Origin of the sequence: Thermoactinomyces sp. CICC 10521, assembly GCF_016055135.1 — a bacterium.
Lineage (GTDB): Bacteria > Bacillota > Bacilli > Thermoactinomycetales > Thermoactinomycetaceae > Thermoactinomyces_A > Thermoactinomyces_A daqus.
In genome coordinates this window covers 28,616-54,091 of the sequence record NZ_JAECVZ010000013.1, presented here as the reverse complement: position 1 = coordinate 54,091, position 25,476 = coordinate 28,616, and the positions used below count along the sequence as shown (strand labels likewise).

The window sequence follows — 25,476 nt, the reverse complement described above, 5'->3', positions numbered from 1 at the left end:
CTCTGATTCTTATTGACAGTTTTTCGATCTTTTTATCAATGATCGGTAGACAATTTCTGCGACATATAAACCATCGCCAGAATTGTGAATACATACGCTTGGATGATGCCGACAAAGACGGAATACCCAATCCAGATGACGTTGAGCGGGATACCGACCCATGCCGCTTTCAGCAGGACAAAGACCAGTACTTCCCCGGCAAAGATATTGGCCCAAAGACGCATTCCGTGCGTAAGCGGTTTGGCGATCTCATCGATGAGATGCAGCGGAAACATCCACCAAAACGGCTGGAAATAGTGGGCTCCGTATTTCTTCGGCGATTTTCTGATTCCTAAGAAATGAGCGACAATGGTAATCACAAATGCCATGGCCAAAGGACCGTTGATATCGGCTGTCGGCGACTTCCACCATGCTGCCGAGACGTGATCGGATTCCGTCACGATGTTAAACATAAGTCCAAGCTGGTTCGCAATGAGAAGATAGAAAAAGAGGGTAAAGGCAAAACTATAAAATTTTTCGCTCGTTTTCGCATCCAGATTGGAACGCACAAGGCCGCGGGTAAACTCCACGAGCATTTCCACCACATTCTGGATGCCGGAAGGCACGAGGGCACGGCGCCGCGTTGCAAGCCAAGCGATGAGGAAAACGGCAACGCAGGTGACGGTCGTTCCGATCATTACGGTAACGTCAAAAGTGATGGGCAGTCCTGCCAAGTGAAATGTAAGCTTGGGAGTATTCTCCATTCTCCGTAGATTCACCCCTTTCTGATTTGGTGGTTGAGACGCCTTGCTTCCCAAAACTCAAGTAGAATGATGAGTATATAGCAAATTGGCAGCCCGAACGGAACGGCCCGAACATCAAACCATCCCGGATATTCAATGGCGATGATGATCGCGAGGGCAACCATGAGATAGCGATTGACCATGCCGGTTCCCCGGTTTCTGGTGCTTCCGGTGAGGATGGCTCGCTCACCGGCGATGCGCACTTTGCGCGACATGTACAGAATATTGTACAAACTTACACAAAGACCGAGAAAAAAACCGGCGACTAATCTCTTCTGCGGGGTAAAAAACCAGATGATCATTAAAATAGCAAGGAATACAATAGTGAGGAACACCACTCGACGACGAATGGTTGTTATGGGATCCATGAGGAGTCATTCCTTTGTCATTGCTTTAATGGTGAAAAATGAACTGATAAAACCAAACACCAATCCGAGCAGTACTCCCGCGAGCAGCATGAATGGTTTGGTTCCCCAAACGGCATCCAGCTTGTTTCCCAACCAAGCCCCACCGATTGTGAGGAAGATGATTTCCATTCCTGCAGAACCAATCATTCCAACAATCCGCCAAGGATTTCCAGTGTTATTCATGAGATCCCCCGTTGGACCTTTAACATTTAGGGAAAGAAGACCGCCTCGGAATAAAATTTTAATCATGATTGGCATCAGGAACTGTCCTTCCCCCTGCCTATAGTAACGAAGGGTCAACGGTGTTGTCAACGCTTTCCCGAAAAGAGTTTTGAACAAATTGTCACATTTGCGGCAAATCGTTTGGTCTCCCCTTGAAAATCCTTGTTGTTTCAAGGAAGTGCCCGTTTTAATTTTACAAATCCAGTTCGTTTTCTAACCAGTCCCCGCTGTCCGCCTCCTCGCGATCCATCATGCCGGCAGCCTTTTATATAAATTTACTTCGTACCAAAAAGCCGATCTCCTGCATCACCGAGCCCGGGTACGATATAACTTTTTTCATTGAGACCCTCATCCACCGCCGCGACATAAATGTCGACATCATGATGATCTGCCTGCACGCGCTCAATCCCTTCCGGTGCGGCGATCAGGCACATCAGCTTGATATTTTTCGCCCCCATTTCCTTCAGGGCACGGATCGCTTCCGAAGCGGAACCTCCTGTTGCCAGCATCGGATCGATCACAATCAGATCCCGTTCGCCGATATCGGACGGCATCTTGGAATAATAGAGCACCGGTTTTAGTGTTTCAGGGTCGCGGTAGAGCCCGATATGGCCCACTTTGGCTGCGGGAATCAATTTCAAAATCCCGTCTACCATCCCGAGCCCGGCCCGCAAAATCGGCACAAGGCCCAGCTTTTTCCCGGCCAGAACCTTGCACTTCGCCGTGGTGACCGGTGTTTCGACCTCCACCTCTCTGAGCGGCATATCGCGGGTAATTTCATAGGCCATCAAGGCGGCCACTTCATCAACCAGCTCACGGAATTCTTTCGTTCCCGTATGTTTGTCACGGATAAAGGTCAGTTTGTGCTGGATCAACGGATGGTCGAATACATAGACATTGCTCACGTTCGGTTCCCCACTTTCTTTGTCATCAGATGACAATTATTTTTGTCCCTATGATATCTAACCATATTCCCTGTCGTCCCTCAAGCATTTCCCTTATTTATCATTGCCAAAGGTTGGTATATTTTTTCTGCCGGGTGTAAAAACAGGAAAAACGCATTTCACCGGCCCAAAAGACATTCATATCATTTCGGCGCAATCCTGGGATGAACCCGGGAAAAATTGAACGATCAGGGGGGACACGAAGCACCGCAAATGCACCGCACAAAAAAACAGGAAACAGAAGGCATCTGCTGTTCTTGCTGACGCCTTCCATTTCCTGCGGTGATCCCTCAGGCCGGATGAAAAGTTAAATTCGCAAGTCCGGATAAAGCGGATATTTTTCCGTCAAGCGGGCCACACGCTGGCGCGCTTCCTCATGCGCAGCCCCGTCTTCCGGATTTTTCAAGGTAAGAGCCATGATGCCGGCGATTTCCTCCATGGCCGGCAAATCCATGCCACGTGAGGTAACTGCAGCGGTACCGATGCGGATTCCGCTGGTGACAAACGGGCTTTCCGGATCGTTGGGAATCGTATTTTTGTTGGTGGTGATGCCGACTTCATCCAACAGATGTTCCGCCGTTTTCCCGGTCAGGCCCAAGTTGCGGACATCAATGAGGATCAAATGGTTGTCCGTTCCCCCCGAAACCAGGTTGAATCCTTGTTGTTTCAAGGAATCCGCCAACCGCCGCGCATTATTGATGATATTTTTGGAATACGTTTTAAACTCATCTGTAAGCGCTTCTCCCAATGCAACCGCCTTTGCGGCAATCACGTGCATCAACGGTCCGCCCTGCACGCCGGGGAAAATCGTTTTATCGATCAACTTTGCGTATTTTTCCTGACACAAAATCATTCCGCCGCGGGGGCCTCTCAGTGTTTTGTGTGTCGTGGTCGTAACAAAGTCGGAGTAGGGCACCGGATTCGGATGGTCTCCCGTGGCCACCAATCCGGCGATGTGAGCCATGTCCACCATCAGGTAAGCGCCCACTTCGTCGGCAATTTCCCTGAACCGGGCAAAATCGATTACACGGGGATAAGCACTGGCACCGGCAACGATCAGTTTCGGCTTATGCTCAAGTGCCAGCTGGCGAACTTTATCATAGTCGATCAGGTGAGTTTGATCATCGACTCCATACGCGACAAAACGATACATTTTGCCCGAAAAGTTGACAGGGCTTCCATGCGTCAGATGACCGCCGTGCGCCAGGTTCATCCCCAAAACGGTATCTCCCGGTTCAAGCACGGAAAAATAAACTGCCATATTGGCTTGAGCGCCGGAATGCGGCTGCACATTGGCATGCTCGGCACCAAAAAGTTCCTTAGCCCGCTGGCGTGCCAGCTCTTCCACCACATCCACATACTCGCATCCGCCGTAATAGCGTTTACCCGGATAACCTTCCGCATACTTGTTGGTCATCACGGTTCCCATCGCTTCCATGACCGCTTCGGACACGAAATTTTCTGAAGCGATCAATTCGATTTTATTCCGTTGACGCCCCAGCTCCTGTCTGATTGCCTCAGCCACTTGCGGATCTCTTTTACGTAAATGTTCCATCGACTGCTCCCCCCATTGAGACCATTTCCTCTATTCTAACAAACCCGGGTTACTTTGCGGAACCTTCCTCTTCAGCTTCCAACAAATAGACAGCCCTGGCCCCGCCGATCAGTTTGGGCCTGGTTTTCGCCATGGTGACGTGTGCCTGCCCCACCTTTTTCAAGCGGGGACGAACGGGAACCGCAACCGGTTTCAGGTGCATTCCGATCAGCGTATCCCCGATATCGACACCGGCATCCGCCTGAATTTTTTCCACCAAAACAGGATGCTCCAAATGGCGAAAGGCGTAGGATGCCATCGCTCCCCCGGCATGGGGAACAGGGATGACCGTCACTTCGGGCAGCGAAAATCGCTCTGCGGTCTCCTGCTCCACCACCAGGGCACGATTCAGATGCTCACAGCATTGGAAGGCGAGCTGAAAACCGGATTCCGCCTGAACTTCGCGAATGCCGGCAAAGATCCGGGCAGCGATTTCCGTGCTTCCTTCCGTACCGATCCGCTTGCCTGCCACTTCACTCGTGCTCACACCGAACACCACCAGATGCCGTTCAGTCAGGGGCATGGCTTCCAGCAAGTCGTGCAAAATCTCCTTTACCTCGTTTTTCAGTGAAGCGAATTCCATCAAGAAAGACTTCCTTCCAGTTGGCTGATTTTTTCCAGGCGCCGGGCATGGCGGTTTCCCTGGAACTCTGCACCAAGCCAGGCGCGCACGATCGATTTGGCCAGATCAGGGCCAACCACGCGTTCTCCGAGTGCCAGGATATTGGCATTATTGTGTTCCCGCGCCATTCTTGCCGAAAATTCATCGGTAACAACAGCACAGCGGATTCCCTTAACCTTGTTTGCGGCAATTGACATCCCGATTCCCGTGCCACAGATCAAAATGCCGAGATCAAATTCCCCTTCAGCCACTTTTTTGGCGACCGGGTAGGCATAATCGGGGTAATCGACGGATTCTTCACAATCACATCCCACATCTTCATAGGCGATGTCCAGTTCGGTCAACAGCTCTTTGATCTCTTTTTTCAGGCGCAGCCCGCCATGATCGGAACCGAGTATAATGCGCATCTGTTTCTCTCCTCCCTTTTTCTATGACTGAGTCGCAGTGCGGGCGTCAGGCCCTGCCGCGTTCCTGTTGCCGGCCGGGGTGCCCGACTCCCCTTCCAAATCTCCTCAGGCTTCCCTCTATTAGTTAACCACACATCAGCGGGCATCGGAAGAGCGATTCCACTTGGCAACGATTTTACGAATTTCTCGTTCCAATTCGTCGGCACACTGACGATAAACATCGACGGAACCGCCAAACGGGTCGCTCACATCGACGTTGTCCCTCTTTTGCTCCAGGAGAATCAGCAGCTCCTGTTCCCGCTTTCGCAGCGGTACAATCTCTTTTCGCCAGGCCTCTTCCGCTTCTTTGGGCCAAGGCTTGTCCGGTGTCAGGGAATAGCGGGCACGGATCTCAACTCGTTTGTTTTCCATTTCCACATAGATACGATCCAATTGCTGATACAATTCCATGACCTTCGTATTTTGATTCGCATATTCTTTCAAGGTATAAATCTTATCGACACTCTCCGGATAATTATATTGAATATCAAATTTGTGCCGGGCGGTCATCGTCAGGATGAGATCTGCCCAGCGCACCAATTCCGGGCTCAGCATCTGCGACCGATGGGAATGTTCAATTCCCCGCTCCATCAGAACCTGAGATGCCTGTTCGGCTGCCAGCGAACCTTCCATCGCCGAAACGCCGGCCGATTTGACCTCCACTTCGATCCCGGCCTCTTGCGCAATTTTTTTCAAAAGCGCTTCGGCCATCGGGCTCCGGCAGGTGTTCCCCGTGCAAACGAAAAGGATCTTCTTCATTCCGTTCACCCCATTTCATCTGTTCTTCAGTATCAGTTGAACAGATGGATGCTATACGTATCTTTGTCCAATTCAAGAATAATCCGCTTGAGAAAAGGCCGAATTTGCCGGTCCTTTTTTTGCGATGACTGGAATTTGTCTCCTATTTTCTACTTTACTGAAAGGGAGGATCAGGGGCAACAAAAACCATGCCTGCGACGATGCACGAAAATTTAAAATATAAATTTACTGCCCAAGATAATTAAAATGATTCCTCCAAATAATTCACCGTATCCTCCCACCCAGTTCCCGATAAACCGTCCGAGCATCAGCCCGCCGCCGGACATCGCAAACCCGGCAGAGCCAAACATCAAACAGGTCAGCAGCAGATCGGAATGAAACAAGCCGAGACTGAGTCCGGCCGACAGCGAATCAACACTGACACTGAGCGACAACAAAAATATGTTGATCAAGGACTGAATATAAATCCGGGTTTCTTTTTCCCGGCGAATCACATTCATCAGCATGTTCAGTCCCAAAAAACAAAGCATTCCGCCTCCTACAACCACGGCGATGCCCTTCATCACGGTTCCCAGAAATTGTCCCATCATCATGCCCAACAGGGGCATTATTACATGGAAAAGACCAATGGACAGGCTTAGTGACGTCATCTGCCAGAATGATAAACGCCTCATGCCGAGACCGACCCCGAGTGAAAAAGCGTCCATCCCCAGAGCAACCGCAATCATGGTTAATGTCAAGATCTGCCCCCATTGCGCCATCGAAAGATCCATTCCTTTTCCTCCCCTGTCCCGAGGTCCTGCTTGTCACATCGTATGCCGGGCAGACACAAAAAAGAACCAAATGCCCCAAAGAGCACTTGGTTCGTGATCCCGCACACAAAGATATGAACACCGGACCGAAAGCAACCGCAAGATCCCTCACTGGTCAAATCCGTCCGGAATCCGGTTTAACCGTGCTTCCCACATCGAGCACATTTCCGCCGGCTGCTTTCAGAAGGCGGTTCATGACGGAATGATAAAGCCCATGCTCCGGGAAAGCCTCGGCCAAAATCACTTCGACTCCGCGATCATCAAATTCCCGCAAGGCATGATACAGATTCCGCGCGACACTGGCCGGGTTTTCCCGCCGGCCGCAGGCAATCACAACATCGGCAGAAAAATCGCGGCGATATTCCTCCGTCGTCAAAATCCCGACCCTTTTGCCTTGTGATTGATATTCCTGCGCCAACTTCCTCATTTTTCCGTGCATCGGCAAAAGCTCCCCGCGGATCAGCCACATTTGCCCCCTTGGTGCATAATGGCGGTACTTCATCCCCGGAGCGCGCGGCACTTCGTCTTTGGAACGGAGTCCGGGATCCACCTCGACCCGGCCAACCGCCTCTGTCAGCTGTTCCAAGGTAATCCCGCCAGGTCGCAACAAGACCGGGACTTCCGTGCTAACGTCGACGACGGTCGATTCCACTCCGACCCCGGTCGGGCCGCCGTCCAGAATCAGATCGATTCTCCCTGCCAGATCTTCAAACACATGCCGGGCCTCAGTCGGGCTCGGACGTCCCGAACGGTTGGCGCTGGGAGCCGCGACCGGCAGCCCTGTCTCCTGCAACAGGGCGAGCGCCGTCGGATGATCAGGCATGCGAATGCCGACGGTACTTAAGCCCGCCGTCACATTTTCAGCCAGATTTCCCCGGTGAGGCACGACGATGGTCAGCGGCCCCGGCCAAAAACGGTCAATCAGGGACTGAGCCAACGGCGATACCTCTTTGGCCACAAGGCTGACCTGGTTCTTCTCCCCGACATGAACGATCAAGGGGTTGTCAGAAGGGCGCCCTTTGGCCGAAAAAATGCCGTTTACGGCCGATTTGAGCGTGGCTGCTGCTCCCAATCCATACACCGTCTCCGTCGGAAACGCGACAAGCCCTCCCTCGCGAAGGATCCTTGCTCCTTCCCGGATTTCCCTTGTTTGCCTTAGCGCTTCAACTGTTAATGATCCATCCACACGGGCCCATTCTGTTTCTTTGTGATTCACTTTTGATTCCCCTTTACCCTTTGCCCCGTTCTGTTGTTCAACTATCATACCACAATCCGGTCGCCGAGCCGGAGCCGGTTTACGACTGATCCCCGGAAAACCGGGTATAAACCATCGGCGTCCCTTTATAAAGCGAGCGCTCAAAATGTTCGGATTCCTTCAGCACCTCGGGCAGGTCGGCAAACGCGACTTCGACAAAGCCGAGTTCGGAGAAAAAAGAAGTGGAAGCCCCGGCCAGCAGATAAACGTGCGTCAATCCCAGCTTTTTCGCGTAAGCGAGCAAAATCTCCATCATCTTGATCCCCACTTTGCCAATCCAGGAAGCCCTCTCCAGCACAAACGACCGAAGCAACCCGATCGAACCATGCACTTCCATGCCGACAACGCCCACCATCTGCGGGGACTCTCCCTGATCACTTGCCGTTTCCACGACAAAAAAATGGAGCAGATTACTTTCAATCCCCTTATCATTCAACCCCGCATCTTTAATCAACCGGCGAATGCGAAAAAGATCGTGTTCTCCCGCCCGGCGAATCACAAACATATCCGTTTCCTCCTGTTCCGCTTGTCCTACTATAGCGGTATGACAGGAAGCGGATTTCTAGAACCGCCGGCTGTTCATCCCCCGCTCACCAATGCCACCATTTGGCCAGCTGATCCAGCAGCAAAAAACGAACCTGCAATTTTCCTTCAGCCGATGACTTTTCCCGCGCCTGCCCGTTCATTTCCACATAAACATCCTGTGCGGCAGAGGCAGACAGCGTTTGTGTGGTTTCCTTGCCGTCGATCGCATCCCCGTTGGACATGTCGATAAAACAGAGCGGCGGAAACAGGACGCACCACCAGTTGCTCCCCAGCCCTTTTCCGATGGTAATCCGCAATGCTTCATAATTTCCGGCCGGATAAATTTTGTTTCCGTACAATTTCGTCGGGAAGGGAACCTGGCCAAAGTCGACTTTTACCGGATAGGAATAACCGTAATGATGCACCGTCTGTTCGGCAATCCGGCGCAAGAGCGGCAAACGCTCACGAATCGCCCGGCGCGCTTCTTCGATGTTTTTCGGTTTCAGCGCCCACGTCCCGATCTCCCGCACAATCGCATCGCGCACCCGGCGTTTTAACCATTGGTCACCGACGCTGTCGCTGTTGGCCAAAATCCGCAGGCGAATCGCTTGTTTTGGGATTTCCGGAGCCGAAGGCGAAACGGCTCCCGCTTCCGGCCGGCTGTTCCATTCCAACTGGCCGGACCCTTCAGCCACATAGGCAAAAACCCAAGCAAAAACCGCTGAAAATAACATGAAAATATGAGTCCATTTTCGCATCGTTCATGCCCTCCTTGTTCCTATCCAAAGTATGGACAAGGAGGGCACAATTTAATCTCATTTTTTCAAAAAATTCACTTAGCCGCTGATGAATCCGATTACCACCCGATCCCGGCCGGCCAAGTCTTGTCTTATTTCCACCCGCTCGGCTCCGGAAATCTTTTTCACCAATCCGGCCACTTCGCCGCCCTGATCCGCGCCGATCTCAAAACAAACCAACCGCTTGCCGCTCCACTTTCCAAATTGCTCCGTAAGAACGCGGTAAGGCTCCAATCCATCCTCACCGCCATCCAGGGCAAGGCGCGGCTCAAACGCCTGCACCTGTTTTTCCAAAGCGGGGATCACGGCGGAAGGAATGTACGGCGGATTGGAAACGAGAACGTCAATCGTCGGCAGATCAGGAAGCAGGGGAGTCAAGTAACTGCCGTGAATCCACGTGATTTTCTCCTTAACCCCATGGCGGTGCGCATTGTCTTTGGCAGTGGCCAACGCCTCCGATGAAAGATCAATGGCTGTCACCTGCCATTCCGGCTTTTCCAAGGCCAGGGTGATGGCGATCGCCCCGCTCCCCGTTCCCACATCGACGACATGCAGAGCCCGCTTCCCCAAGAAACGCTCCGCCTCTTCCAGTACGGTTTCCACCAATCCTTCCGTCTCGGGCCTGGGGATTAAAACCGAGGGATTTACCTGAAACAGCCGCCCGTAAAACTCTTGATCCCCGATGATATATTGCAGCGGCTCTCCGGCAGCCCGCCGGTTCAGCCAATTTTGGAACGGAGCGGTCCACTCCTCTTGCCACGGGTCGCGGAAAAGCAGAAAGAAACGGGCACGATCCACCCCAAGAAAACGCCGCAAAAGGAGTTCCGCTTCAAACTCCGGGGACTCAACCCCCGCTCCCCGCAAAAAAGAGGAAGCCCGCTGGAAGGCTTCCCGAACATTCATGCCCATCAGTTTTTTGCCCCTTTCCCTTCACAAGGCCGGATGTTTAATCGACTCCCGCCTTTTCCAGGAGTGCTGTCTGTTCGTGAAGAATCAATGCATCGATAATTTCTTGCAGATCCCCATCCAGAACCAGATCCAGCTTATGAAGCGTCAGACCGATGCGGTGATCGGTCACCCGGCTTTGCGGGAAGTTATACGTACGAATCCGCTCACTGCGGTCACCGGTACCCACCGCAGATTTGCGTGCGCTCGCCAGCTTTTCCATCTCCTCTTTTTGCTTGAGGTCAAACAAGCGTGCACGCAACACCCGCAACGCTTTCTCTTTGTTGCTGTTTTGCGATTTTTCATCTTGACAGGATACCACGATTCCGGTCGGAATATGCGTAACCCGAACGGCGGATTTTGTCGTGTTCACACTCTGTCCGCCCGGTCCGCTGGAGCAAAAAGTGTCGATGCGGAGATCTTTTTCATTGATCTCCACTTCCACTTCCTCCGCTTCCGGCAGGACAGCTACGGTCGCCGTCGAGGTATGAATCCTTCCACCCGACTCGGTTTCCGGCACCCTCTGCACGCGATGGGCCCCGCTTTCATACTTCAGCCGGCTGTATGCACCGCGCCCCTGAATGGAGAAAACCACTTCCTTGAACCCGCCAAGGCCGGTTGAACTGGCTTCCAGCACTTCCACTTTCCAGCCCTGCCGCTCGGCATAACGCGTATACATGCGGTACAAATCGGCCGCGAACAAAGCCGCCTCATCCCCTCCGGCCGCGCCGCGAATCTCCACAATGACGTTCTTTTCATCATTGGGGTCTTTGGGCAAAAGAAGGATGCGAATGCGCTCTTCCAATGCTTCCTTGCGCTCGGAAAGCTCCTCAATCTCCATTTTTACCAGGTCGCGCATTTCATCGTCCAGTTTTTCTTCCAGCATCGTTTTGGCGTCTTCCAGTTGTTCCACCACTTGCTTATACTCCAGATAAGCCTGATTTTGCTCTTCCAATCCGGCCTGCTCCTTGGAATATTCCCGCAGCTTTTTGGCATCGCCGATCACTTCGGGATCGCAGAGCAACTGACTCAGCTCTTCATACCGTTTGTGAATCGCCTCCAAACGATCTAACACTTTTGCTCACTCCCATTTTTCGCTGCCGGAGTTCTTCTTCCGGCTTCGGCTGACAATTTATTTGAAGGGAAAGTCCTTTCCTCCGAACGTTTTGCTCACGTCATTTGATTTTACCACAAGATTGAAGTTCTTTGGAAGAAAGGGAGGTATTCTCCTTATAATAATGTTATGATGGAAGAAAAACTCGACATTTCCCAGCATAAGGAGCCATCATATGACTGAGGTAATCAATAATGTGCTGAACAACCTTTATACTTTCGGCCCCATTATCGCTCTGTTTTATGTGATCAATCTCTCAGAGAAGAAACGAACCCCGCTCCAGCCGAAATCAGGCCGGGAAATCGCGCTGATCGGCTATCTCCTCATCGGATTTGGCTATGCTGCCAGCTTTTTGATCGGTTTGATGATCCATTTGCGCGGGGACTCCTATTTAGAACTGCTGGGCCAAGTCCCTTCTGGCGACCTGATCCGGAAAATGCAACTGATCGGACTGGGCCTTTGGCTGCCGTCCCTCCTCGGCTTATTGATTTTTATCCCTGTAATGCGCCGCTGGGTCTCCCGGCTCCTTCCAATCGATGCCGATAATCGCATCCATTCCTTTTCCCTGTCCATGAGCATGCTCGTATTCATGCAAATGATCGTCACATTGGGAGTCGGGCTGGACACACTCAGCAAGACCAGCCAGCCGCAGTCGTCTTCCGGTGTTCTCGCCATGCTCTGGTCTCAGGATATCCTGCTCGCCTTTCTGGGATTGATCGGGGTGGGCTGGCTCAGCCGGCGCACGCTCAGCCAAACGCTGGACCGGCTTGGCCTGAAAAAGATCACGACCCGGGAATTGTTGATTGGACTGGCGATCGGGCTGGTGATGATGGTAATCTCCAATCTGGTGGAAAACCTCGCTTATACACAGGGATGGATGGGTGATCCCCACGTGGAGGATTTGACCAATAAGTTGCTCGGACCGCTGTTTACGTCCATTCCCGGGATTCTGACACTCGGACTGGCAGCCGCCTTGGGGGAAGAGATCATCTTCCGCGGCGCCCTCTTGCCGCGGTTCGGCCTCGTTTATACCAGCATCCTATTCGCACTGGTTCATGCCAATTACGGCATCAGCGCGGCAACTCTGGTTGTTTTCCTATTGGCTCTCGTCCTGAGCCTGGTGCGTTACCGCTACAATACAACCGTCTGCATGATCATTCATGCCACGTACAATATCAGCCTGGGCATCCTCAGCTTAAAGTGAATTCAGAAGAAAAAGCTTCCCCCCTCAGTGACGATTGGAAACGCAGGGGGCAAGGATGCGCCCGGCTGCCCGGGCCTGCTGCACTTCCACAGAAAAAAATCTCAACCGCACTGGCTTTCTTCAGGCCCGGTTGAGATTTTTTATGTAAGGCGGTCCACTCCGTTTATTGATGGGAAATCAACTCATGGCAATGGCGGCATCGCGCCTCATATTGCTCCAGCGCCCCCACCTGGATGACCGGCTCGTCATCTGCAGCCGGAAGGCCGTCGATCAAACGTTGTGTACGGCTGGCAGGAGCTCCGCATTTTACGCAAATCGCCTGCAATTTGGTCACATATTCGGCAACGGCAAGCAACACAGGCGTCGGTCCAAACGGCTTTCCGCGAAAATCCTGGTCCAGTCCGGCCAGAATCACCCTGATTCCGCGATCAGCCAATTGTTGGCAGATTTCCACAATGGCATCATCAAAGAACTGCACTTCGTCAATCGCGACGACATCGGTATTCTCCGCAAGGCATGAGAGAATCTCTTCCGCTTTGGACACCGGCCGCGCATCGGCGATCAGACCATTGTGAGAAGCAATCGCGTCGCTATGGTAACGGTCATCAATGGCCGGCTTAAACGCCTGTACGTTTAACCGGGCGATTTTGGCACGGCGGATGCGGCGAATCAGCTCTTCGCTCTTCCCGGAAAACATTCCCCCGCAAATCACTTCAATCCAGCCTTCCCGCTCCCTGCCAATAATTCTGTCTGTCATTGATGTTCCTCCCTATGCAGTTTTACCCGTAAAAAAAGCACCCAGCGTTTCAGAAACTGGATGCGATCCCGACAATCCAAACCGTAACTATTTTATCACAGAGCAAAGAAGAAAGTATGAGTACTTTTTACATTTAGCGCCAAAAGATAACAATTCACGATAAAAATAAAAGGCAAGGCCAATACGGTCGCTTGCCTGGAGACTCTTCAGTGTCAAACTGCTTATTTGAGGTTGTATTTCTTTTTGAAACGATCGACACGACCGCCCGCATTCACTGTTTTTTGTTTGCCGGTGTAGAACGGATGGCATTCGGAACAGATGTCCACGCGCAAGTTTTCCACGGTCGATCCGGTTTCAAATGTATTTCCACACGCACAGGTGACAGTAACCAATTTGTATGCCGGATGAATTCCTGCTTTCATGATTCTCACCTCTTTTCCTGGCCTGTAAAAAACAAAATCGATCTATTCGAATCACTGGAGTATTATAGCATGTTTAACAGAGCATCGCAAGGTGGCCGCCCATGGCAAAAGCCACCACCTTGTCCGGCTAAACAGGAAAATACGCCTGATCCACGGCAAAAGCGGACATCCCAGCCATCCCAGCCGGGAGGCGACGGGCGTCTGCCTGCCGGGATCCGGATCAGAATCGGTTAATAATTTTTCGGGATAATCAATATGGAATAATCAATCGATTATTTCAAAACAAGGAGTGGATTGATAGCCTTGCCATTTTTGCGAACTTCAAAATGAAGATGATAACCCGTCGCTCTTCCGGTCTGCCCCATGTATCCGAGTTGTTGCCCGGTGGAGACCTTTTCCCCCTTGCTCACCATAATACGGCTTAAATGCGCATAGTAGGTGACCCAACCACCTCCGTGATCGATGACAACCAGATTTCCGTAAGTACCGGCGTAACCTGCGCGAACGACGGTTCCTCCGAGCGCTGCATGGATTTCCGTCTGTGACTTGGCCGCATTCCAAATATCTATCCCTTTGTGCATCCGGCCATGGCGCCAGCCAAAATTGCTGGTGATTTGCCCGGTGATCGGCCACCGGAACACATAAGACCCCTGAAAGGGAACAACCGAGCCTTTCACCAGTTTCATTTGGTTTTTCCGGTTCTCTTTCTCCACAGGGACCGGAGACGATTGTTTGGGAATCTCCACCTTTTGCGGCACAGCCACCAATTGACCTGCATACGTCGCTTTATCCAAATCGGGATTGAGATGGAGAAGCAGCTCTTTCGTCGTTTTGTACTCCCGGGCCAACCGCTCTGCCGTATCGCCAAACTTCAGACGTACCCATTTGCGAACCAGCGGAATATTCAGCTGTTGCCCCTCTTCCAGAAAGTCGGGATTTTCCAAGCGGTTAAATCGGGCCAGATCCTCATAGGGCATTCCGAAAAAACGGCCGATCGAGGACAAGGTATCCCCATTTTTCACTTGGTATGTGAGTGGTTTTGTCTCCACTGTGGCGGCCAGGTTCCCCTCCGCTACTTGCGAAATCGGGTTTAAATACTGAATGACTGCTTCTTGCGCAATATGTTCCTGGTCGGGGTCCGCATCCATTCCAGCCAAGTGATCCTCAGCAAAAGCCGGATGCTGATCGTTTCCCACCACCCAGGAAGCGGTTGTGGAGATGGCGAGGGAAGAAGCCAACAAGGCACGTTTGGAAGACATGTCAGCACCTCATAAAGATGAAATTTGGGTAATCAACCCGGTATCATCCTTATGCGGGAAAATTGAGTGATATGACAGTTCAGGAAACAGATGTGGTCGGTCGGAGAGATTTCGGTTCCAGCGAAGCGAGAAACTCTTCATTCGTTTTTGTTTTTTTGAGTTTTTTGATCAGCGCTTCCGCATATTCAGGAGAATCGTTGATCGATTTGCGCAGTTGCCAAAGCTTTTCCAATTCGCCTTTGCTAAGCAGAAGCTCTTCGCGGCGGGTACCGGAACGGCGAATGTCGATCGCCGGAAAAACTCTGCGTTCGGCCAGTTTCCGGTCAAGATGCAATTCCAGATTTCCCGTTCCTTTAAACTCCTCGTAGATCACATCGTCCATGCGCGATCCCGTATCCACCAAAGCTGTGGCCAAAATGGTCAAGCTTCCGCCTTCTTCCACATTGCGGGCAGCACCGAAAAAGCGTTTTGGACGGTGAAGAGCCGCCGGATCAATCCCGCCGGATAAGGTGCGTCCGCTCGGAGGGATGACCAGGTTGTAAGCACGAGCCAAACGGGTGATACTGTCGAGCAGGATCACGACATCTTTTTTGTGCTCCACCAGCCTTTGCGCCCGTTCCAGCACCAGTTCCGCCACCTTAATGTGATTTTCCGGCAATTCATCAAAAGTGGAACTGACCACTTCCGCATCGACTGACCGCTGCATGTCGGTCACTTCTTCGGGACGTTCATCGATCAGAAGCACAAACAGTTCGATTTGGGGATAATTCTTCGTGATGCTGTTGGCAATTTCCTTTAAAAGCATCGTTTTCCCCGCTTTTGGCTGGGCTACAATCAAGCCGCGCTGCCCCAATCCGACCGGGGCGATCAAATCCATCATCCGGGTGGAAATCCGTTCCGGAGTCGTTTCCAAGATGAGGCGCTCTTGCGGATAAAGCGGTGTGAGTGCTGCAAAATGAAGCCGTTCCGCCGCTACGTTGGGATCTTCCCCATTTACAGCTTCCACGTGGAGCAATCCGAAGTAGCGCTCATTTTCTTTGGGCGGCCTTACTTTACCGGAGACCAGGTCACCGGTCCGCAAATCGAAACGGCGAATCTGCGAGGCAGAGATGTAGATATCCTCTGAGGAAGGGAGAAAGTTAATCGGGCGCAAAAAACCGTAGCCTTCCGGCAGAACATCGAGAACGCCTTCCATAAACATCAGGCCGTCGCGTTCGGCTTTTGCTTTTAAAATGGCAAAAATCAGTTCTTTCTTTTTCATCTGCGAGTAATAAGGAATCTGATATTCTTTCGCCAGTTTGTACAAATCAACCAACCGGCGGTTTTCCAGCTCGCTCAGCGTGAGCTCCTCCATGGATTGCATCACCACTCGATTCTTGTAAAATAGTCCCCTCCCAAAACAGGGGGAGGGCTCAATTATAGAATAAGATTCGGTTTTTTCTCAAGACGGTGTGTTCCTTCCATAAACCGAACCGTTCCCGTTTTGGCCCGCATGACGACAGAATGGGTTTTTGCCAGATTCCCCTGATAGCGAACCCCTTTCAAGAGTTCCCCGTCGGTCACTCCCGTGGCCGCAAAAATCGCGTCATCTCCCTTGACAAGATCCTCCATGCGCAATACTTTATTCGGATCTTTCAATCCCATGCTGACGCACCGGTTGAACTGCTCCTCATCTTCCGGAAGCAGGCGTCCCTGGATTTCTCCTCCCAGGCATTTCAGCGCCACCGCGGCCAAAACTCCTTCCGGTGCACCGCCGGAACCAAACAAAATATCAACGCCCGTGTCGGGGAAAGCCGTATGGATCGCTGCAGCCACATCCCCGTCAGGAATCAGTTTTATCCTTGCCCCTGCTTTGCGAATCTCCTCAATCAATTTTGCATGGCGGGGACGATCCAGCACAACCGCGACCAGATCCTCGATATCTTTTCCTGACGCTTTAGCAACCGCCTTCAAATTATCCTCCACCGGGGCGTCAATGTCCACCTTGCCCACCGCTTTGGGTCCAACCGCGATTTTATCCATGTACATATCGGGAGCATGAAGCAGACAGCCGCGATTGGCTACGGCAACCACAGAAATCGCGTTCCACAAACCTTTGGCCACGATATTGGTTCCTTCAAGCGGATCAACGGCCACGTCCACCTCCGGCAAATAACCCAGCCCCAACCGTTCCCCGATATAAAGCATCGGCGCCTCATCCATTTCGCCTTCTCCGATCACCACGGTTCCACGCATCGGAATTGTGTCAAAAACGGTACGCATCGCTTCCGTTGCGGCACTGTCCGCCTCGTCTTTTTTGCCAAATCCCATCCAGCGAGCCGAAGCAATCGCCGCCGCTTCTGTCACGCGAACGATTTCCATCGTCAAGCTTCTTTCCACTTTAACCTACCTCCCGTAGCCTTTTATACTTTCGCTTCATGGTATCACATTACCAAAAATAGAGTAACATATTTATGATTATGTTACATCCTATTTAACCGGTGCGGGAACGGCACAGGGAAAAGTGGCATGATGAAAGCGGATCGGCCGGGACAATTTGGCAAGTGGCGGCAGTAATTACGGGTGTGGGGAAAAGCGAGAGGATTCGGTCGGGCGAAAACATCCCCCGTCAAGGTTATTTCGCCTCTGACGCCGGAAATCCTTTTCATCAGAAGGATCCCGTATAAAAATAAAAGGCCATGTTGGAAAAAAAGGAAGGGGAAAACTGGCGACAGGATTGATCGCCTGCCGCCAGTTAAAAAAAGTTACGCTTTCGTCGCTTTTTTCCAATCGGCTTCAAATTTTTCAATTCCTTGGTCGGTCAACGGATGATGCACGATTTGCTCGATCACTTTAAACGGGACGGTTGCAATGTGTGCTCCGCTCAGGGCGGCTTGTATCACATGCATCGGGTGGCGGATGCTGGCGGCAATGATCTCCGTGTCAATGCCATGGATTCCAAAGATCTCTGCAACGTCCTGAATCAGTTCCAACCCGTCCTGTCCGATATCATCCAGGCGCCCGACAAACGGGCTGACAAAAGTAGCCCCGGCCCTGGCAGCCATTAGCGCCTGGTTCGCGGAAAAGATCAAGGTTACATTGGTTTTGATTCCTTTTTTGGCAAAGTGGTGAACCGCTTTTAACCCTTCGGTCGTCATCGGAATTTTAATCGTCACATTTTCCGACAACTGAGCCAAGCGTTCTCCCTCTTCAATCATGCCTCGCGCCTCGCGGCTGATCACCTCGGCGCTTACCGGGCCGTCAACAATGCCGAGAATTTCCTTGAGGACTTCTTCAAAGACGCGCCCTGATTTGGCAACCAAACTTGGGTTCGTGGTCACGCCCGCCAAAAGGCCCCATTCATTCACTTCGCGGATCTCGTCAACAATCGCGGTATCCAGGAAAAATTTCATCATCCATTCCTCCAAACTCTGATAAGTCGATCACAGGCCCGGATGGTCCAGTAAATCGTTCCGCGACCAAATTAAAAGCTTATGCCCTGCCCGAGCTGCCAAACAGGCGCATTTTGCCTTTGACAACTTCTTTCATCGCTTCACGGGCAGGACCCAGATATTTGCGCGGATCAATCATATTCGGATTTTGATCCAACAGTTCACGGACGACTTTCACCATCGCCACTTGGTTCTCGGTGTTTACATTGATCTTGCCTACGCCGGCGGCAATCGCCTTTTTAATCGATTCGTCCGGAACGCCGGAACCGCCGTGAAGCACGATCGGCGCCTCGATGCTGCTCGCCACTTTTTCAATGATGTCATAGCGGATTTTCGGTTCCCCTTTGTACATCCCGTGCGCCGTTCCAACCGCTATCGCCAGGGCATCGACGCGTGTTTCTTCCCAGAAGCGGATGGCCTCTTCCGGATTAGCCAGATGAGCATCTTCTTCGGCTACTTCGAGATCATCTTCCACCCCGCCGATCGTTCCGAGTTCGGCTTCGACAGAGACGCCGACAGCATGGGCTGCTTCAACGACTTTTTTGGTCAGGCGAATATTTTCTTCAAAAGGATAATGGGAACCATCAAACATAACAGAGGAGAAACCTGCGCGGATACACTTCATCACGACATCAAAGCTGCTTCCGTGGTCAAGGTGAAGGGCGACGGGAACACCGGATTCTTTGGCGGCTACTTTGGCAAGGGCGACGACATTGTCCAAACCCATATAGCGGATTGCACCTTCACTTGCACCAAAGATAAAGGGTGAGCGCTCTTCTGCGGCTGCAGCGGCGATCGCTTGAACGAACTCAAGGTTATTCATATTGAATTGCCCTACGGCAAAACCCTCTTTTTTCGCTTGGGGCAAAAAAGCATTCATTGATACGAGTGGCATATGTAAGCCTCCTTTTTAAACCTGTATTTTATCATTTTGTCATTATAGCACTAGATATTGGAATTGGGTAGAAATCATCTCGATCATTAATAAAATTTACTTTTCGTTAAATGCAAAATTTGCCTTGCTTCATCCGGTGATGCGATCTCACGCCCCAGTTCCTTGGCAATACGTGCCACCCGCTTCACCAATTGCGCATTGGTTGCCAATTCCCCTTTTTTATAATAAATGTTGTCTTCCAAGCCAACGCGAACATGACCGCCCAAGACAATACCGAGGGTCGCCATCGGCAACTGATGCCGGCCGATCCCTGCCACCGTCCATGTTGCCCCCTCCGGCAGCTGGTGCACCAGATGCAGCAAATTCTCCGCCGTAGCGGGAATCGCTCCCGGCACACCCATGACGAAATCAAAATGAAGATGCCCAGTGAAAAAACCCTTGTTGACCAAATGCATCGCGTTAGCTATCATTCCCACATCGAAGATTTCAAATTCAGCACGGACCCCGTAACGTTCAAACTCTTCGGCAAAAGCGAGCAACTGTTCCGGCGTATTCATAAACACATCCTGCCCAAAATTAACCGTTCCCGTGGTCAATGTGGCCATCTCCGGACGCAAAGTCAGCGGTTGCATTCTCTCTTCGGCTGTCATTCCCACGGCGCCGCCGGTTGAAACCTGGATAATAATGTCAGTCCGCTTTTCGATCTCTTCGATCGCCCGGCGATAGAGCTCCTTGGATTGCGATGGCGCCCCGTTTTCATCCCGCACATGAATATGGGCGATTGCCGCCCCCGCTTCCCGCGCCTCCAATGCGGCCTGGCCGATCTCTTCCGGGGTGATGGGCAGGTATGGAGTATCGTCGCGCGTCACTTCCGCTCCGACCAACGCTGCCGTGATCATCAATTTTGACATCTCTTTCCCCTCCGAACACAAAAAAGTCAGCCTATCTGCCTTTTGGTACTACACAGGTGCCCGAAGCACGAGCGACCAAAAGGGGCTGCTCCAACACCTGAGCCCGGTAGGGGCGATCAGGGTCAACCCCGGCCTCAATCACTTTATATGCCTCAAAAGCAATCTTGCGGCTGGTATTTCCCACCCTTTCCAAACGGCCAATCGCCTCAATGAAATCGCCGGCATGAACAGGCGCGAGAAACTCCACCAGGTCGTAAGCGACAAACAAACCTTCATCCCCGTCGTGCCGAATCAGGATCTCGGTTGCGACATCGCCGAACAAGGACATGACCCGCGCCCCGTCAACCAAATTCCCCCCGTAGTGCGCATCGGTCTGGCTCATGCGCAGTCGAATTTTCGCTTCAATCATCTCGCCACTCCTTTGCCGATTCTTAAGATGCCAGTTGCCGAATCACTTCCATTCGCAGTTCTTCAATGTCAAAAGGCTTTGTAAAATGGGTAACCGCCCCCAGCCGGCTGGCCTCGGCCACCATGTCCAGTTCACCGTAAGCGGTCATCATGATCACTTTCGCTTTATTTCCAAACTGCCGGATCCGTCGCAGCAGTTCCAGACCATCCATCCCTGGCATCTTCATATCCAATAATATGAGATCGGGCTTTTCCGATTGTATGATTTCAAGTGCCTGCTTGCCGTTGGCCGCCTGAAAAAACTCAAGATCATCCTTGGAGAAAACTTCCTTCAACAGCAAACGGATGCCATATTGATCATCCACGACCAGTACCTTTTTGTTTTGAGCCAACCGCGAAACCTCCCCCGCACCGTCAATTTTCTTTTCACCTGAATAAAGGCAAATGAAAACGATAATATTGACTATTATTTTTTTATCGATCTGCCCATTTCCTGCAAATCAAGAGGAAAATTTGACTTATAATGAACTTGGGTAATTAAGGTAAATGGGGGAAAGCCATGCGGAAAGTGATCGTCACGCCCTACAATCCTCGCTGGCCGGAGCAATTTGCCGCCGAAGCGAAAAAAATCAAAGAAGCGCTGGGTCCGGAAGCAGTCTGCATCCATCACATCGGCAGCACCGCGGTCCCCGGTCTGGCCGCCAAACCGATTATCGACCTGATCCCCGTTGTCAACGACATTGAAAAAATCGATAAACTGACCGGAAACATGAAGGCAATCGGATATGTGCCGATGGGGGAATACGGAATTCCGGGCAGACGCTACTTTTTTAAGGGAAGCGAGCAGGTACACACCCATCACGTTCACATCTTTGCCCGGGGCAATCCCGAGATCACGCGGCATCTCGCCTTCCGTGACTACTTGCGCGCCCATCCCGATGAAGCAAGGCGCTATGCCGAGTTGAAAATCAATCTGGCAAAGCAATATCCTGCTTCCATCGAGCATTACATTTCCGGGAAAAACGACTTGATCAAGGAATTGGAGCAAAAAGCGATGCGGTGGTGGGAGACAGGCAAGCGCTGATCAGCGACAGGCTCCCGCCGCTTAAGCCCTGACGCGGGTTAAATCGACAAAATCCCCGATGCGATTTTTCGCTTTATTGTACAAGTACTGTTTATCCCGCTGCAGATACTGAAAGATCTCAAACGTCATGAGCGCGTCCTCCAAAGCGCGATGGTGTTTTCGTTTCTCCTTTTTGCCGTATTGCTCAAGCGCCTTGGTCAATCCGGTCTGATTCCGCTCGCCGTAAAAGCGCATGTATTCAATCGACAAATCTCTTTCCCGCCCTTCAAATGGAAAAGGAATATTCCAATACCGGCAGGATTTGCGCAAGACGACCATATCCATGTTTCCCCACGTCACAACAACCGTTGAACCCAACCGATAAAAAGAATGAAGGGTTTGAATCAGTTCCCTAAAGGTAATTCCCTGATCCACATCTTCCTGGCAAATCTGCAGAAATCGCTTGCACCTCTCGGTCAGGGTCGGATTGATTTCCGGTTTGACAAACGAACGATACTGGCGGATAATCTTTCCGTCTTCCACCAGCACCACACCCGCTTCAATGATTTCCGGGAAGTGAGTCCTCTCTTTTTCCGTCTTCTCCGGCATGGTAAATTCAAAGTCGATAAACAGAAGACGCTCCACCTCATAACCTCCTGCAACCCGGTCACCGGTCTTTTTCTGTAAAAGTTTGTTGCCAGCAAGGATTGGGACACCCTACAGCGACATTCCCGATGGCGTTGATGCCCCATCCCCGTCCGCCAAGCCTCATCTCCGGTTTTTTCCGACAAAACATGATCGTTTTTTGTCGGGCAAGCAGGCGACACATTCGCGTGAAAATGTGTTATAAGATAATTAAACAGTCGATGAAAACCAATCTCACTTTTCTCAACTACTACATAAGCGGAGGGGAAAAATGATCCTCACTCAACAGTTGGATATAGGCGTTTCGATTGATCAAGCATTTTCCTGGATTTACGATACCGATAAACAAAAGAAGTGGATAAGCGGACTGATCGATACCGTTTGGTTAACACCGTTTGACCCCGAAAACCCCGTGGGAAGCCAATTTAAAAGACAGTTCCGGCAAGATCATCAACTGCTGGAGCTGGAAGGGGAAGTGATCGAATTTTACTCTCCCAATATCTATGGGGTGCGCATCAACGATTCCCGCCTTCCATATGAAGAGATTTTCCGTCTAGAACCCCTGACCCCCCAAAGCTGCCGCCTGCATTACAAACGCATGATCACATCCCGAAGCCTGCTGTCGCGGGCGGTCGCATCGATGATGCTGATGTCGGCACGGGTGAAAATAAAAAAGCAACTGAAAAACTTGGTTTATCTCATTGAAACCGGGGGCAAATAGCCCCTTTTTGCACGAACATGCCAAAAAATCCCTGATTCTACTCTTATGTATGCAGACGGTCCGGGAGATAATACTTCAGTTGCTTTTTCCTTTGGTCTTCACTATCTTTTTCTCACTTATATACAAAAAATCCTTTATATTAGTTAGATTTATTCCGGCGTGTGAAGTTGCATCCTATCGGAGGGAGAAGTTGATCCCGGACTCTTGCCGCCTCATCCCCAATCTCCGGGCGCAAATGGAACTCTCTTCGGTCAAAAATCCCATCCGCGTGATCCCCCCTCCGTTTGATGCATTTGCCTCCCGGCGGAGACAGATGCCACTTGCTTGCAATCAGATAAAATTGAAAATGAATAACTGTTTTTTAAAAAGACCTATAAAAATCCTTAGAGTCACAAAATAAAACATGTTAGAATGAATCATGAAAACGGAGGCTTGCGTCCATTTCAACCGGCCGTTAAACTCGCGGGGAACGAAGAGGTGCTGCCCGCAGCCCGCCCTGCGACACTTTCACAGAAAAACAGCAACCGGATGTCCCACGGTTGCTGCTCGTTTGTGTTCAGTGAAGCACTTTTTCATAGGCGACAAAAGGGCGATCAAAATCGGGAAAATAAAACTCCCCTCTTTTCTCATAACCTTGAGATTCATAAAGGTTCATCGCCCGCTGATTGGTTGTTTTCGTATCGAGGCGAATACTTGTATACCCCTTTTCACGGGCAAAGTTTTCAATCTCCTGAACCAGCTTTTTGGCAATCCCCTGCCCCTGAAAAACCGGGTTGACGCATAAACGGTGAACAGCGAGATATTGGCCCGACCGGTCGCGCCATGATATTTCGTCATACTCCGGCGGAATAAACCGGTCAAGCGTCACGGCGGCGGCCACTTTTCCGTCTTTTTGCATCAGGTACAAGTGACCTTGTCTCAGATCTTCACTTATAATGTCGCGGTTGGGGTAATCCTGATTCCATTGGTATATGTTGTTCTTCGCCATCACTTTTTTTACATCTTCAAACATGTGCACAATTTCTTCCAGTTGTTCCGGCTGGGCTGTTGTCAACTGCATCCTACTTATCCTTTCTCGATGAAATATCAGGCATGTTCATTTCATGATCTGCAGGGAGACCGAAGGGAATTTTTCGTCTGATGGCGTTGACCGCCTTTTTCGCCGGCTGCGGATCCGAATTCCCCGGCACAGCTCGCTCCCCTGCCATGGCAACCTGCCTGCCGACAGATGGTTGGATCATGCACTATATATTTTTCCACATCCATATAAAAAAACACTTTTTGCCAAATCAGACAAAGAGAGGACTACCCATGAATTCTGTAACAAAAAGACGCACTCTTTTATCCATAACCCTGGTTTATTTTCTGGCTTATTTCGCCCTCGGTGCATTCTCCACTTTATTCGGCGTGTACCTGAAAGAGGAAATTCAACTATCCGGAACCCAAACCGGGCTGATCCTCTCCATCGGCCCGATTGTCATGTTGTTCACCCAGCCCTTGTGGGGGTTTTTAAGCGATTATACGCGCAAACCCCGCCAGTTGCTCATGCTCTCCATTATCGTTACCGGTCTGCTCGGACTTTTGTTTCTCTTTTTCGACCGATACTTTCTCATTTTTGCCGCCGCGATCCTGCTGGCCGTGTTTCAGGCGGCAATCAACCCGCTTACCGACAGTCTGACCCTGAACTACACGTCGAAAAACGGGCTGAATTACGGGCGATTCCGCCTGTGGGGTGCAGCCGGCTTCGCTTTTGCCGCCTGGGTCAGCGGTACGTTGGCGGAAATGTTCGGCCTGAAGGTCATCTTTTTCGCTTTTGCCTTCAGTCTGTGGATCAGCGCCATCTTCGCCTGGTTCATGCCGCGTGAAGGGGAATTCCGGCGGGCCGAAGTGGGCAAAGGGCTGGTCAAACTGATGCGAATGCCCCGCTTTCTTATTTTCCTGACCGCCAGTTTTTGCGTCATGGGACCACTCCTGGCCCACAACTCCTACTTCGGCCTGTATTACCAGGCAATCGGGGGAACAGTGGCCGGGGTCGGCTTTTGTTTTTTGCTGGGGGCGGGCAGCGAAATCCCGATTTGGAATACCTCGGGCAAATGGATTGAAAAACACGGCCCTCATCTGATGGCGATTTGTGCCGGTGTCATCGGCGCGATTCGCTGGTTTTTCTATTCGTTTGACTTGCCGCTGGCCTGGGTGATCATTCTCACCCTGACACAGGGGCTGACGATCGGCATTTTTTTCCCTGCCTCTTTGATTTACATCCAGTCGGTTGCGCCCCCCGAAGTGAGAACAACCGCCGTTTCTCTCAACGCCGCGATGACGTCCGGTTTGGGGAACTGGTTTTTCGTCCTTATCGGCGGCATGATTTTGGACGCCTTTGGCATTTTTTCCGTGTACCGCTTTTTCAGCCTGTTTACATTCATCGGGGTGATCCTGATCGCCGGACTGGCCTTGACGAAAAAAAAGCCGCCCTCAACAGAGCTGGCAGCAAAGGAAAAATGAAACCCATTCAAAAAAGGTGGCTGCCAGTATCGCC

The 25,476-nt window shown here is 51.3% G+C and carries 31 protein-coding genes; 5 read left to right on the top strand and 26 right to left on the bottom strand.

From position 1 onward, the window contains the following. Positions 1-35: 35 nt before the first annotated feature. The 14 genes from atpB to prfA form a co-directional block, all read right to left on the bottom strand. Positions 36-743 (bottom strand): F0F1 ATP synthase subunit A, encoded by a 708-nt coding sequence (atpB, locus tag I8U17_RS10750; protein ID WP_033100402.1) that lies wholly within the window; start codon positions 741-743, stop codon positions 36-38. An 11-nt stretch (positions 744-754) separates the two neighbouring features. Continuing rightward, positions 755-1,150 (bottom strand): ATP synthase subunit I, encoded by a 396-nt coding sequence (locus I8U17_RS10745; RefSeq protein WP_081943769.1) that lies wholly within the window; start codon positions 1,148-1,150, stop codon positions 755-757. A gap of 6 nt (positions 1,151-1,156) precedes the next feature. After that, positions 1,157-1,447: an AtpZ/AtpI family protein gene (locus I8U17_RS10740; RefSeq protein WP_033100404.1), complete on the bottom strand. Its 291-nt coding sequence runs from the start codon at positions 1,445-1,447 to the stop codon at positions 1,157-1,159. Positions 1,448-1,686: 239 nt separating this feature from the next. Next, positions 1,687-2,316 (bottom strand): uracil phosphoribosyltransferase, encoded by a 630-nt coding sequence (upp, locus tag I8U17_RS10735; protein WP_033100405.1) that lies wholly within the window; start codon positions 2,314-2,316, stop codon positions 1,687-1,689. 346 nt (positions 2,317-2,662) lie between these two features. Continuing rightward, a complete protein-coding gene (locus tag I8U17_RS10730; protein ID WP_033100407.1) occupies positions 2,663-3,910 on the bottom strand; it encodes a serine hydroxymethyltransferase in 1,248 nt (415 codons plus the stop codon). Positions 3,911-3,959: 49 nt separating this feature from the next. After that, positions 3,960-4,532: a TIGR01440 family protein gene (locus tag I8U17_RS10725; protein WP_033100408.1), complete on the bottom strand. Its 573-nt coding sequence runs from the start codon at positions 4,530-4,532 to the stop codon at positions 3,960-3,962. Further along, positions 4,532-4,978 carry a ribose 5-phosphate isomerase B gene (gene rpiB, locus I8U17_RS10720; RefSeq protein WP_198059382.1) on the bottom strand — a complete coding sequence of 149 codons (447 nt, stop codon included), beginning with the start codon at positions 4,976-4,978 and terminating at the stop codon, positions 4,532-4,534. The genes I8U17_RS10725 and rpiB overlap by 1 nt, the downstream gene beginning before the upstream one ends. Before the next feature lie 135 nt (positions 4,979-5,113). Further along, positions 5,114-5,776 carry a low molecular weight protein arginine phosphatase gene (locus I8U17_RS10715; RefSeq protein WP_033100410.1) on the bottom strand — a complete coding sequence of 221 codons (663 nt, stop codon included), beginning with the start codon at positions 5,774-5,776 and terminating at the stop codon, positions 5,114-5,116. Between the two features lie 212 nt (positions 5,777-5,988). Next, positions 5,989-6,549 carry a manganese efflux pump MntP gene (locus I8U17_RS10710; protein ID WP_033100411.1) on the bottom strand — a complete coding sequence of 187 codons (561 nt, stop codon included), beginning with the start codon at positions 6,547-6,549 and terminating at the stop codon, positions 5,989-5,991. 154 nt (positions 6,550-6,703) lie between these two features. Continuing rightward, on the bottom strand, positions 6,704-7,774 hold the full coding sequence (locus I8U17_RS10705; RefSeq protein ID WP_483316477.1) for an L-threonylcarbamoyladenylate synthase: 1,071 nt from the start codon (positions 7,772-7,774) through the stop codon (positions 6,704-6,706). Between the two features lie 109 nt (positions 7,775-7,883). Further along, on the bottom strand, positions 7,884-8,348 hold the full coding sequence (locus tag I8U17_RS10700; protein ID WP_033100413.1) for a GNAT family N-acetyltransferase: 465 nt from the start codon (positions 8,346-8,348) through the stop codon (positions 7,884-7,886). An 85-nt stretch (positions 8,349-8,433) separates the two neighbouring features. Beyond that, the gene (spoIIR, locus tag I8U17_RS10695) at positions 8,434-9,126 is read right to left on the bottom strand and encodes a stage II sporulation protein R (protein WP_232331031.1); all 693 of its coding nucleotides are present in this window, start codon (positions 9,124-9,126) and stop codon (positions 8,434-8,436) included. Positions 9,127-9,204: 78 nt separating this feature from the next. Then, positions 9,205-10,074, bottom strand: coding sequence for a peptide chain release factor N(5)-glutamine methyltransferase (gene prmC, locus I8U17_RS10690; protein WP_033100414.1), 870 nt, complete (start codon positions 10,072-10,074; stop codon positions 9,205-9,207). A gap of 37 nt (positions 10,075-10,111) precedes the next feature. Continuing rightward, positions 10,112-11,185 carry a peptide chain release factor 1 gene (gene prfA / locus I8U17_RS10685; RefSeq protein WP_198055551.1) on the bottom strand — a complete coding sequence of 358 codons (1,074 nt, stop codon included), beginning with the start codon at positions 11,183-11,185 and terminating at the stop codon, positions 10,112-10,114. Between the two features lie 214 nt (positions 11,186-11,399). Between prfA and I8U17_RS10680 the strand changes: the two genes are divergently transcribed. Next, a complete protein-coding gene (locus I8U17_RS10680) occupies positions 11,400-12,428 on the top strand; it encodes a CPBP family intramembrane glutamic endopeptidase (protein WP_033100416.1) in 1,029 nt (342 codons plus the stop codon). A 163-nt stretch (positions 12,429-12,591) separates the two neighbouring features. Here I8U17_RS10680 and I8U17_RS10675 read toward each other — a convergent pair whose 3' ends face one another. Further along, positions 12,592-13,185, bottom strand: coding sequence for a thymidine kinase (locus tag I8U17_RS10675; RefSeq protein ID WP_033100417.1), 594 nt, complete (start codon positions 13,183-13,185; stop codon positions 12,592-12,594). 221 nt (positions 13,186-13,406) lie between these two features. Further along, the gene (rpmE, locus tag I8U17_RS10670; RefSeq protein ID WP_033100418.1) at positions 13,407-13,607 is read right to left on the bottom strand and encodes a 50S ribosomal protein L31; all 201 of its coding nucleotides are present in this window, start codon (positions 13,605-13,607) and stop codon (positions 13,407-13,409) included. 69 nt (positions 13,608-13,676) lie between these two features. On the opposite strand from rpmE, the gene I8U17_RS10665 reads away from it, so the two are divergent. Next, positions 13,677-13,841, top strand: a complete 165-nt coding sequence (locus I8U17_RS10665) for a hypothetical protein (protein ID WP_160173826.1) — start codon at positions 13,677-13,679, stop codon at positions 13,839-13,841. A 38-nt stretch (positions 13,842-13,879) separates the two neighbouring features. Here the strand turns inward: I8U17_RS10665 and I8U17_RS10660 are convergent, their stop codons facing one another. From I8U17_RS10660 to I8U17_RS10625, 8 genes are all read right to left on the bottom strand, one after another. Then, positions 13,880-14,866, bottom strand: coding sequence for a M23 family metallopeptidase (locus tag I8U17_RS10660; protein WP_052154091.1), 987 nt, complete (start codon positions 14,864-14,866; stop codon positions 13,880-13,882). A gap of 79 nt (positions 14,867-14,945) precedes the next feature. Then, positions 14,946-16,220 (bottom strand): transcription termination factor Rho, encoded by a 1,275-nt coding sequence (gene rho, locus I8U17_RS10655; protein WP_198059380.1) that lies wholly within the window; start codon positions 16,218-16,220, stop codon positions 14,946-14,948. Between the two features lie 62 nt (positions 16,221-16,282). Continuing rightward, on the bottom strand, positions 16,283-17,245 hold the full coding sequence (glpX, locus tag I8U17_RS10650; protein ID WP_033100419.1) for a class II fructose-bisphosphatase: 963 nt from the start codon (positions 17,243-17,245) through the stop codon (positions 16,283-16,285). A gap of 365 nt (positions 17,246-17,610) precedes the next feature. Continuing rightward, complete coding sequence (gene fsa / locus I8U17_RS10645; protein ID WP_198059379.1) at positions 17,611-18,258, bottom strand: fructose-6-phosphate aldolase; 648 nt, start codon at positions 18,256-18,258, stop codon at positions 17,611-17,613. Between the two features lie 79 nt (positions 18,259-18,337). Further along, a complete protein-coding gene (fba, locus tag I8U17_RS10640) occupies positions 18,338-19,192 on the bottom strand; it encodes a class II fructose-1,6-bisphosphate aldolase (RefSeq protein WP_033100421.1) in 855 nt (284 codons plus the stop codon). A gap of 86 nt (positions 19,193-19,278) precedes the next feature. Continuing rightward, entirely contained in the window at positions 19,279-20,103 is an 825-nt protein-coding gene (gene kce / locus I8U17_RS10635) for a 3-keto-5-aminohexanoate cleavage enzyme (RefSeq protein ID WP_033100422.1), read from the bottom strand. A 31-nt stretch (positions 20,104-20,134) separates the two neighbouring features. After that, entirely contained in the window at positions 20,135-20,512 is a 378-nt protein-coding gene (gene kal, locus I8U17_RS10630) for a 3-aminobutyryl-CoA ammonia lyase (protein ID WP_198059378.1), read from the bottom strand. A gap of 22 nt (positions 20,513-20,534) precedes the next feature. Continuing rightward, positions 20,535-20,903 carry a response regulator gene (locus tag I8U17_RS10625; RefSeq protein WP_033100423.1) on the bottom strand — a complete coding sequence of 123 codons (369 nt, stop codon included), beginning with the start codon at positions 20,901-20,903 and terminating at the stop codon, positions 20,535-20,537. A gap of 167 nt (positions 20,904-21,070) precedes the next feature. On the opposite strand from I8U17_RS10625, the gene I8U17_RS10620 reads away from it, so the two are divergent. Next, positions 21,071-21,595, top strand: coding sequence for a GrpB family protein (locus tag I8U17_RS10620; protein WP_198059377.1), 525 nt, complete (start codon positions 21,071-21,073; stop codon positions 21,593-21,595). Between the two features lie 21 nt (positions 21,596-21,616). Here I8U17_RS10620 and kapD read toward each other — a convergent pair whose 3' ends face one another. After that, complete coding sequence (kapD, locus tag I8U17_RS10615) at positions 21,617-22,219, bottom strand: 3'-5' exonuclease KapD (protein WP_033100425.1); 603 nt, start codon at positions 22,217-22,219, stop codon at positions 21,617-21,619. Between the two features lie 271 nt (positions 22,220-22,490). Here kapD and I8U17_RS10610 point away from each other — a divergent pair, with 271 nt between their 5' ends. Next, positions 22,491-22,940, top strand: a complete 450-nt coding sequence (locus tag I8U17_RS10610) for an SRPBCC family protein (RefSeq protein WP_033100426.1) — start codon at positions 22,491-22,493, stop codon at positions 22,938-22,940. A 556-nt stretch (positions 22,941-23,496) separates the two neighbouring features. Here the strand turns inward: I8U17_RS10610 and I8U17_RS10605 are convergent. Continuing rightward, positions 23,497-24,000, bottom strand: coding sequence for a GNAT family N-acetyltransferase (locus I8U17_RS10605; protein ID WP_033100427.1), 504 nt, complete (start codon positions 23,998-24,000; stop codon positions 23,497-23,499). A 251-nt stretch (positions 24,001-24,251) separates the two neighbouring features. Here I8U17_RS10605 and I8U17_RS10600 point away from each other — a divergent pair, with 251 nt between their 5' ends. Continuing rightward, on the top strand, positions 24,252-25,442 hold the full coding sequence (locus I8U17_RS10600; protein WP_052154092.1) for an MFS transporter: 1,191 nt from the start codon (positions 24,252-24,254) through the stop codon (positions 25,440-25,442). Positions 25,443-25,476 lie beyond the last annotated feature (34 nt).

Bases quoted from the DNA above. Each gene is read 5' to 3' on its own strand.
- prmC (WP_033100414.1), bottom strand. From the start codon at position 10,074: ATGGGCATGAATGTTCGGGAAGCCTTCCAGCGGGCTTCCTCTTTTTTG.
- spoIIR (WP_232331031.1), bottom strand. From the start codon at position 9,126: ATGCGAAAATGGACTCATATTTTCATGTTATTTTCAGCGGTTTTTGCT.
- I8U17_RS10680 (WP_033100416.1), top strand. From the start codon at position 11,400: ATGACTGAGGTAATCAATAATGTGCTGAACAACCTTTATACTTTCGGC.
- kal (WP_198059378.1), bottom strand. From the start codon at position 20,512: ATGATTGAAGCGAAAATTCGACTGCGCATGAGCCAGACCGATGCGCAC.
- I8U17_RS10745 (WP_081943769.1), bottom strand. From the start codon at position 1,150: ATGGATCCCATAACAACCATTCGTCGTCGAGTGGTGTTCCTCACTATT.
- rpiB (WP_198059382.1), bottom strand. From the start codon at position 4,978: ATGCGCATTATACTCGGTTCCGATCATGGCGGGCTGCGCCTGAAAAAA.
- I8U17_RS10620 (WP_198059377.1), top strand. From the start codon at position 21,071: ATGCGGAAAGTGATCGTCACGCCCTACAATCCTCGCTGGCCGGAGCAA.
- atpB (WP_033100402.1), bottom strand. From the start codon at position 743: ATGGAGAATACTCCCAAGCTTACATTTCACTTGGCAGGACTGCCCATC.
- kce (WP_033100422.1), bottom strand. From the start codon at position 20,103: ATGTCAAAATTGATGATCACGGCAGCGTTGGTCGGAGCGGAAGTGACG.
- I8U17_RS10725 (WP_033100408.1), bottom strand. From the start codon at position 4,532: ATGGAATTCGCTTCACTGAAAAACGAGGTAAAGGAGATTTTGCACGAC.
- I8U17_RS10610 (WP_033100426.1), top strand. From the start codon at position 22,491: ATGATCCTCACTCAACAGTTGGATATAGGCGTTTCGATTGATCAAGCA.
- I8U17_RS10605 (WP_033100427.1), bottom strand. From the start codon at position 24,000: ATGCAGTTGACAACAGCCCAGCCGGAACAACTGGAAGAAATTGTGCAC.
- I8U17_RS10715 (WP_033100410.1), bottom strand. From the start codon at position 5,776: ATGAAGAAGATCCTTTTCGTTTGCACGGGGAACACCTGCCGGAGCCCG.
- I8U17_RS10660 (WP_052154091.1), bottom strand. From the start codon at position 14,866: ATGTCTTCCAAACGTGCCTTGTTGGCTTCTTCCCTCGCCATCTCCACA.
- I8U17_RS10740 (WP_033100404.1), bottom strand. From the start codon at position 1,447: ATGCCAATCATGATTAAAATTTTATTCCGAGGCGGTCTTCTTTCCCTA.
- I8U17_RS10665 (WP_160173826.1), top strand. From the start codon at position 13,677: ATGTTTAACAGAGCATCGCAAGGTGGCCGCCCATGGCAAAAGCCACCA.
- I8U17_RS10710 (WP_033100411.1), bottom strand. From the start codon at position 6,549: ATGGATCTTTCGATGGCGCAATGGGGGCAGATCTTGACATTAACCATG.
- rho (WP_198059380.1), bottom strand. From the start codon at position 16,220: ATGGAGGAGCTCACGCTGAGCGAGCTGGAAAACCGCCGGTTGGTTGAT.
- fsa (WP_198059379.1), bottom strand. From the start codon at position 18,258: ATGAAATTTTTCCTGGATACCGCGATTGTTGACGAGATCCGCGAAGTG.
- I8U17_RS10600 (WP_052154092.1), top strand. From the start codon at position 24,252: ATGAATTCTGTAACAAAAAGACGCACTCTTTTATCCATAACCCTGGTT.
- rpmE (WP_033100418.1), bottom strand. From the start codon at position 13,607: ATGAAAGCAGGAATTCATCCGGCATACAAATTGGTTACTGTCACCTGT.
- I8U17_RS10675 (WP_033100417.1), bottom strand. From the start codon at position 13,185: ATGACAGACAGAATTATTGGCAGGGAGCGGGAAGGCTGGATTGAAGTG.
- I8U17_RS10700 (WP_033100413.1), bottom strand. From the start codon at position 8,348: ATGTTTGTGATTCGCCGGGCGGGAGAACACGATCTTTTTCGCATTCGC.
- fba (WP_033100421.1), bottom strand. From the start codon at position 19,192: ATGCCACTCGTATCAATGAATGCTTTTTTGCCCCAAGCGAAAAAAGAG.
- I8U17_RS10730 (WP_033100407.1), bottom strand. From the start codon at position 3,910: ATGGAACATTTACGTAAAAGAGATCCGCAAGTGGCTGAGGCAATCAGA.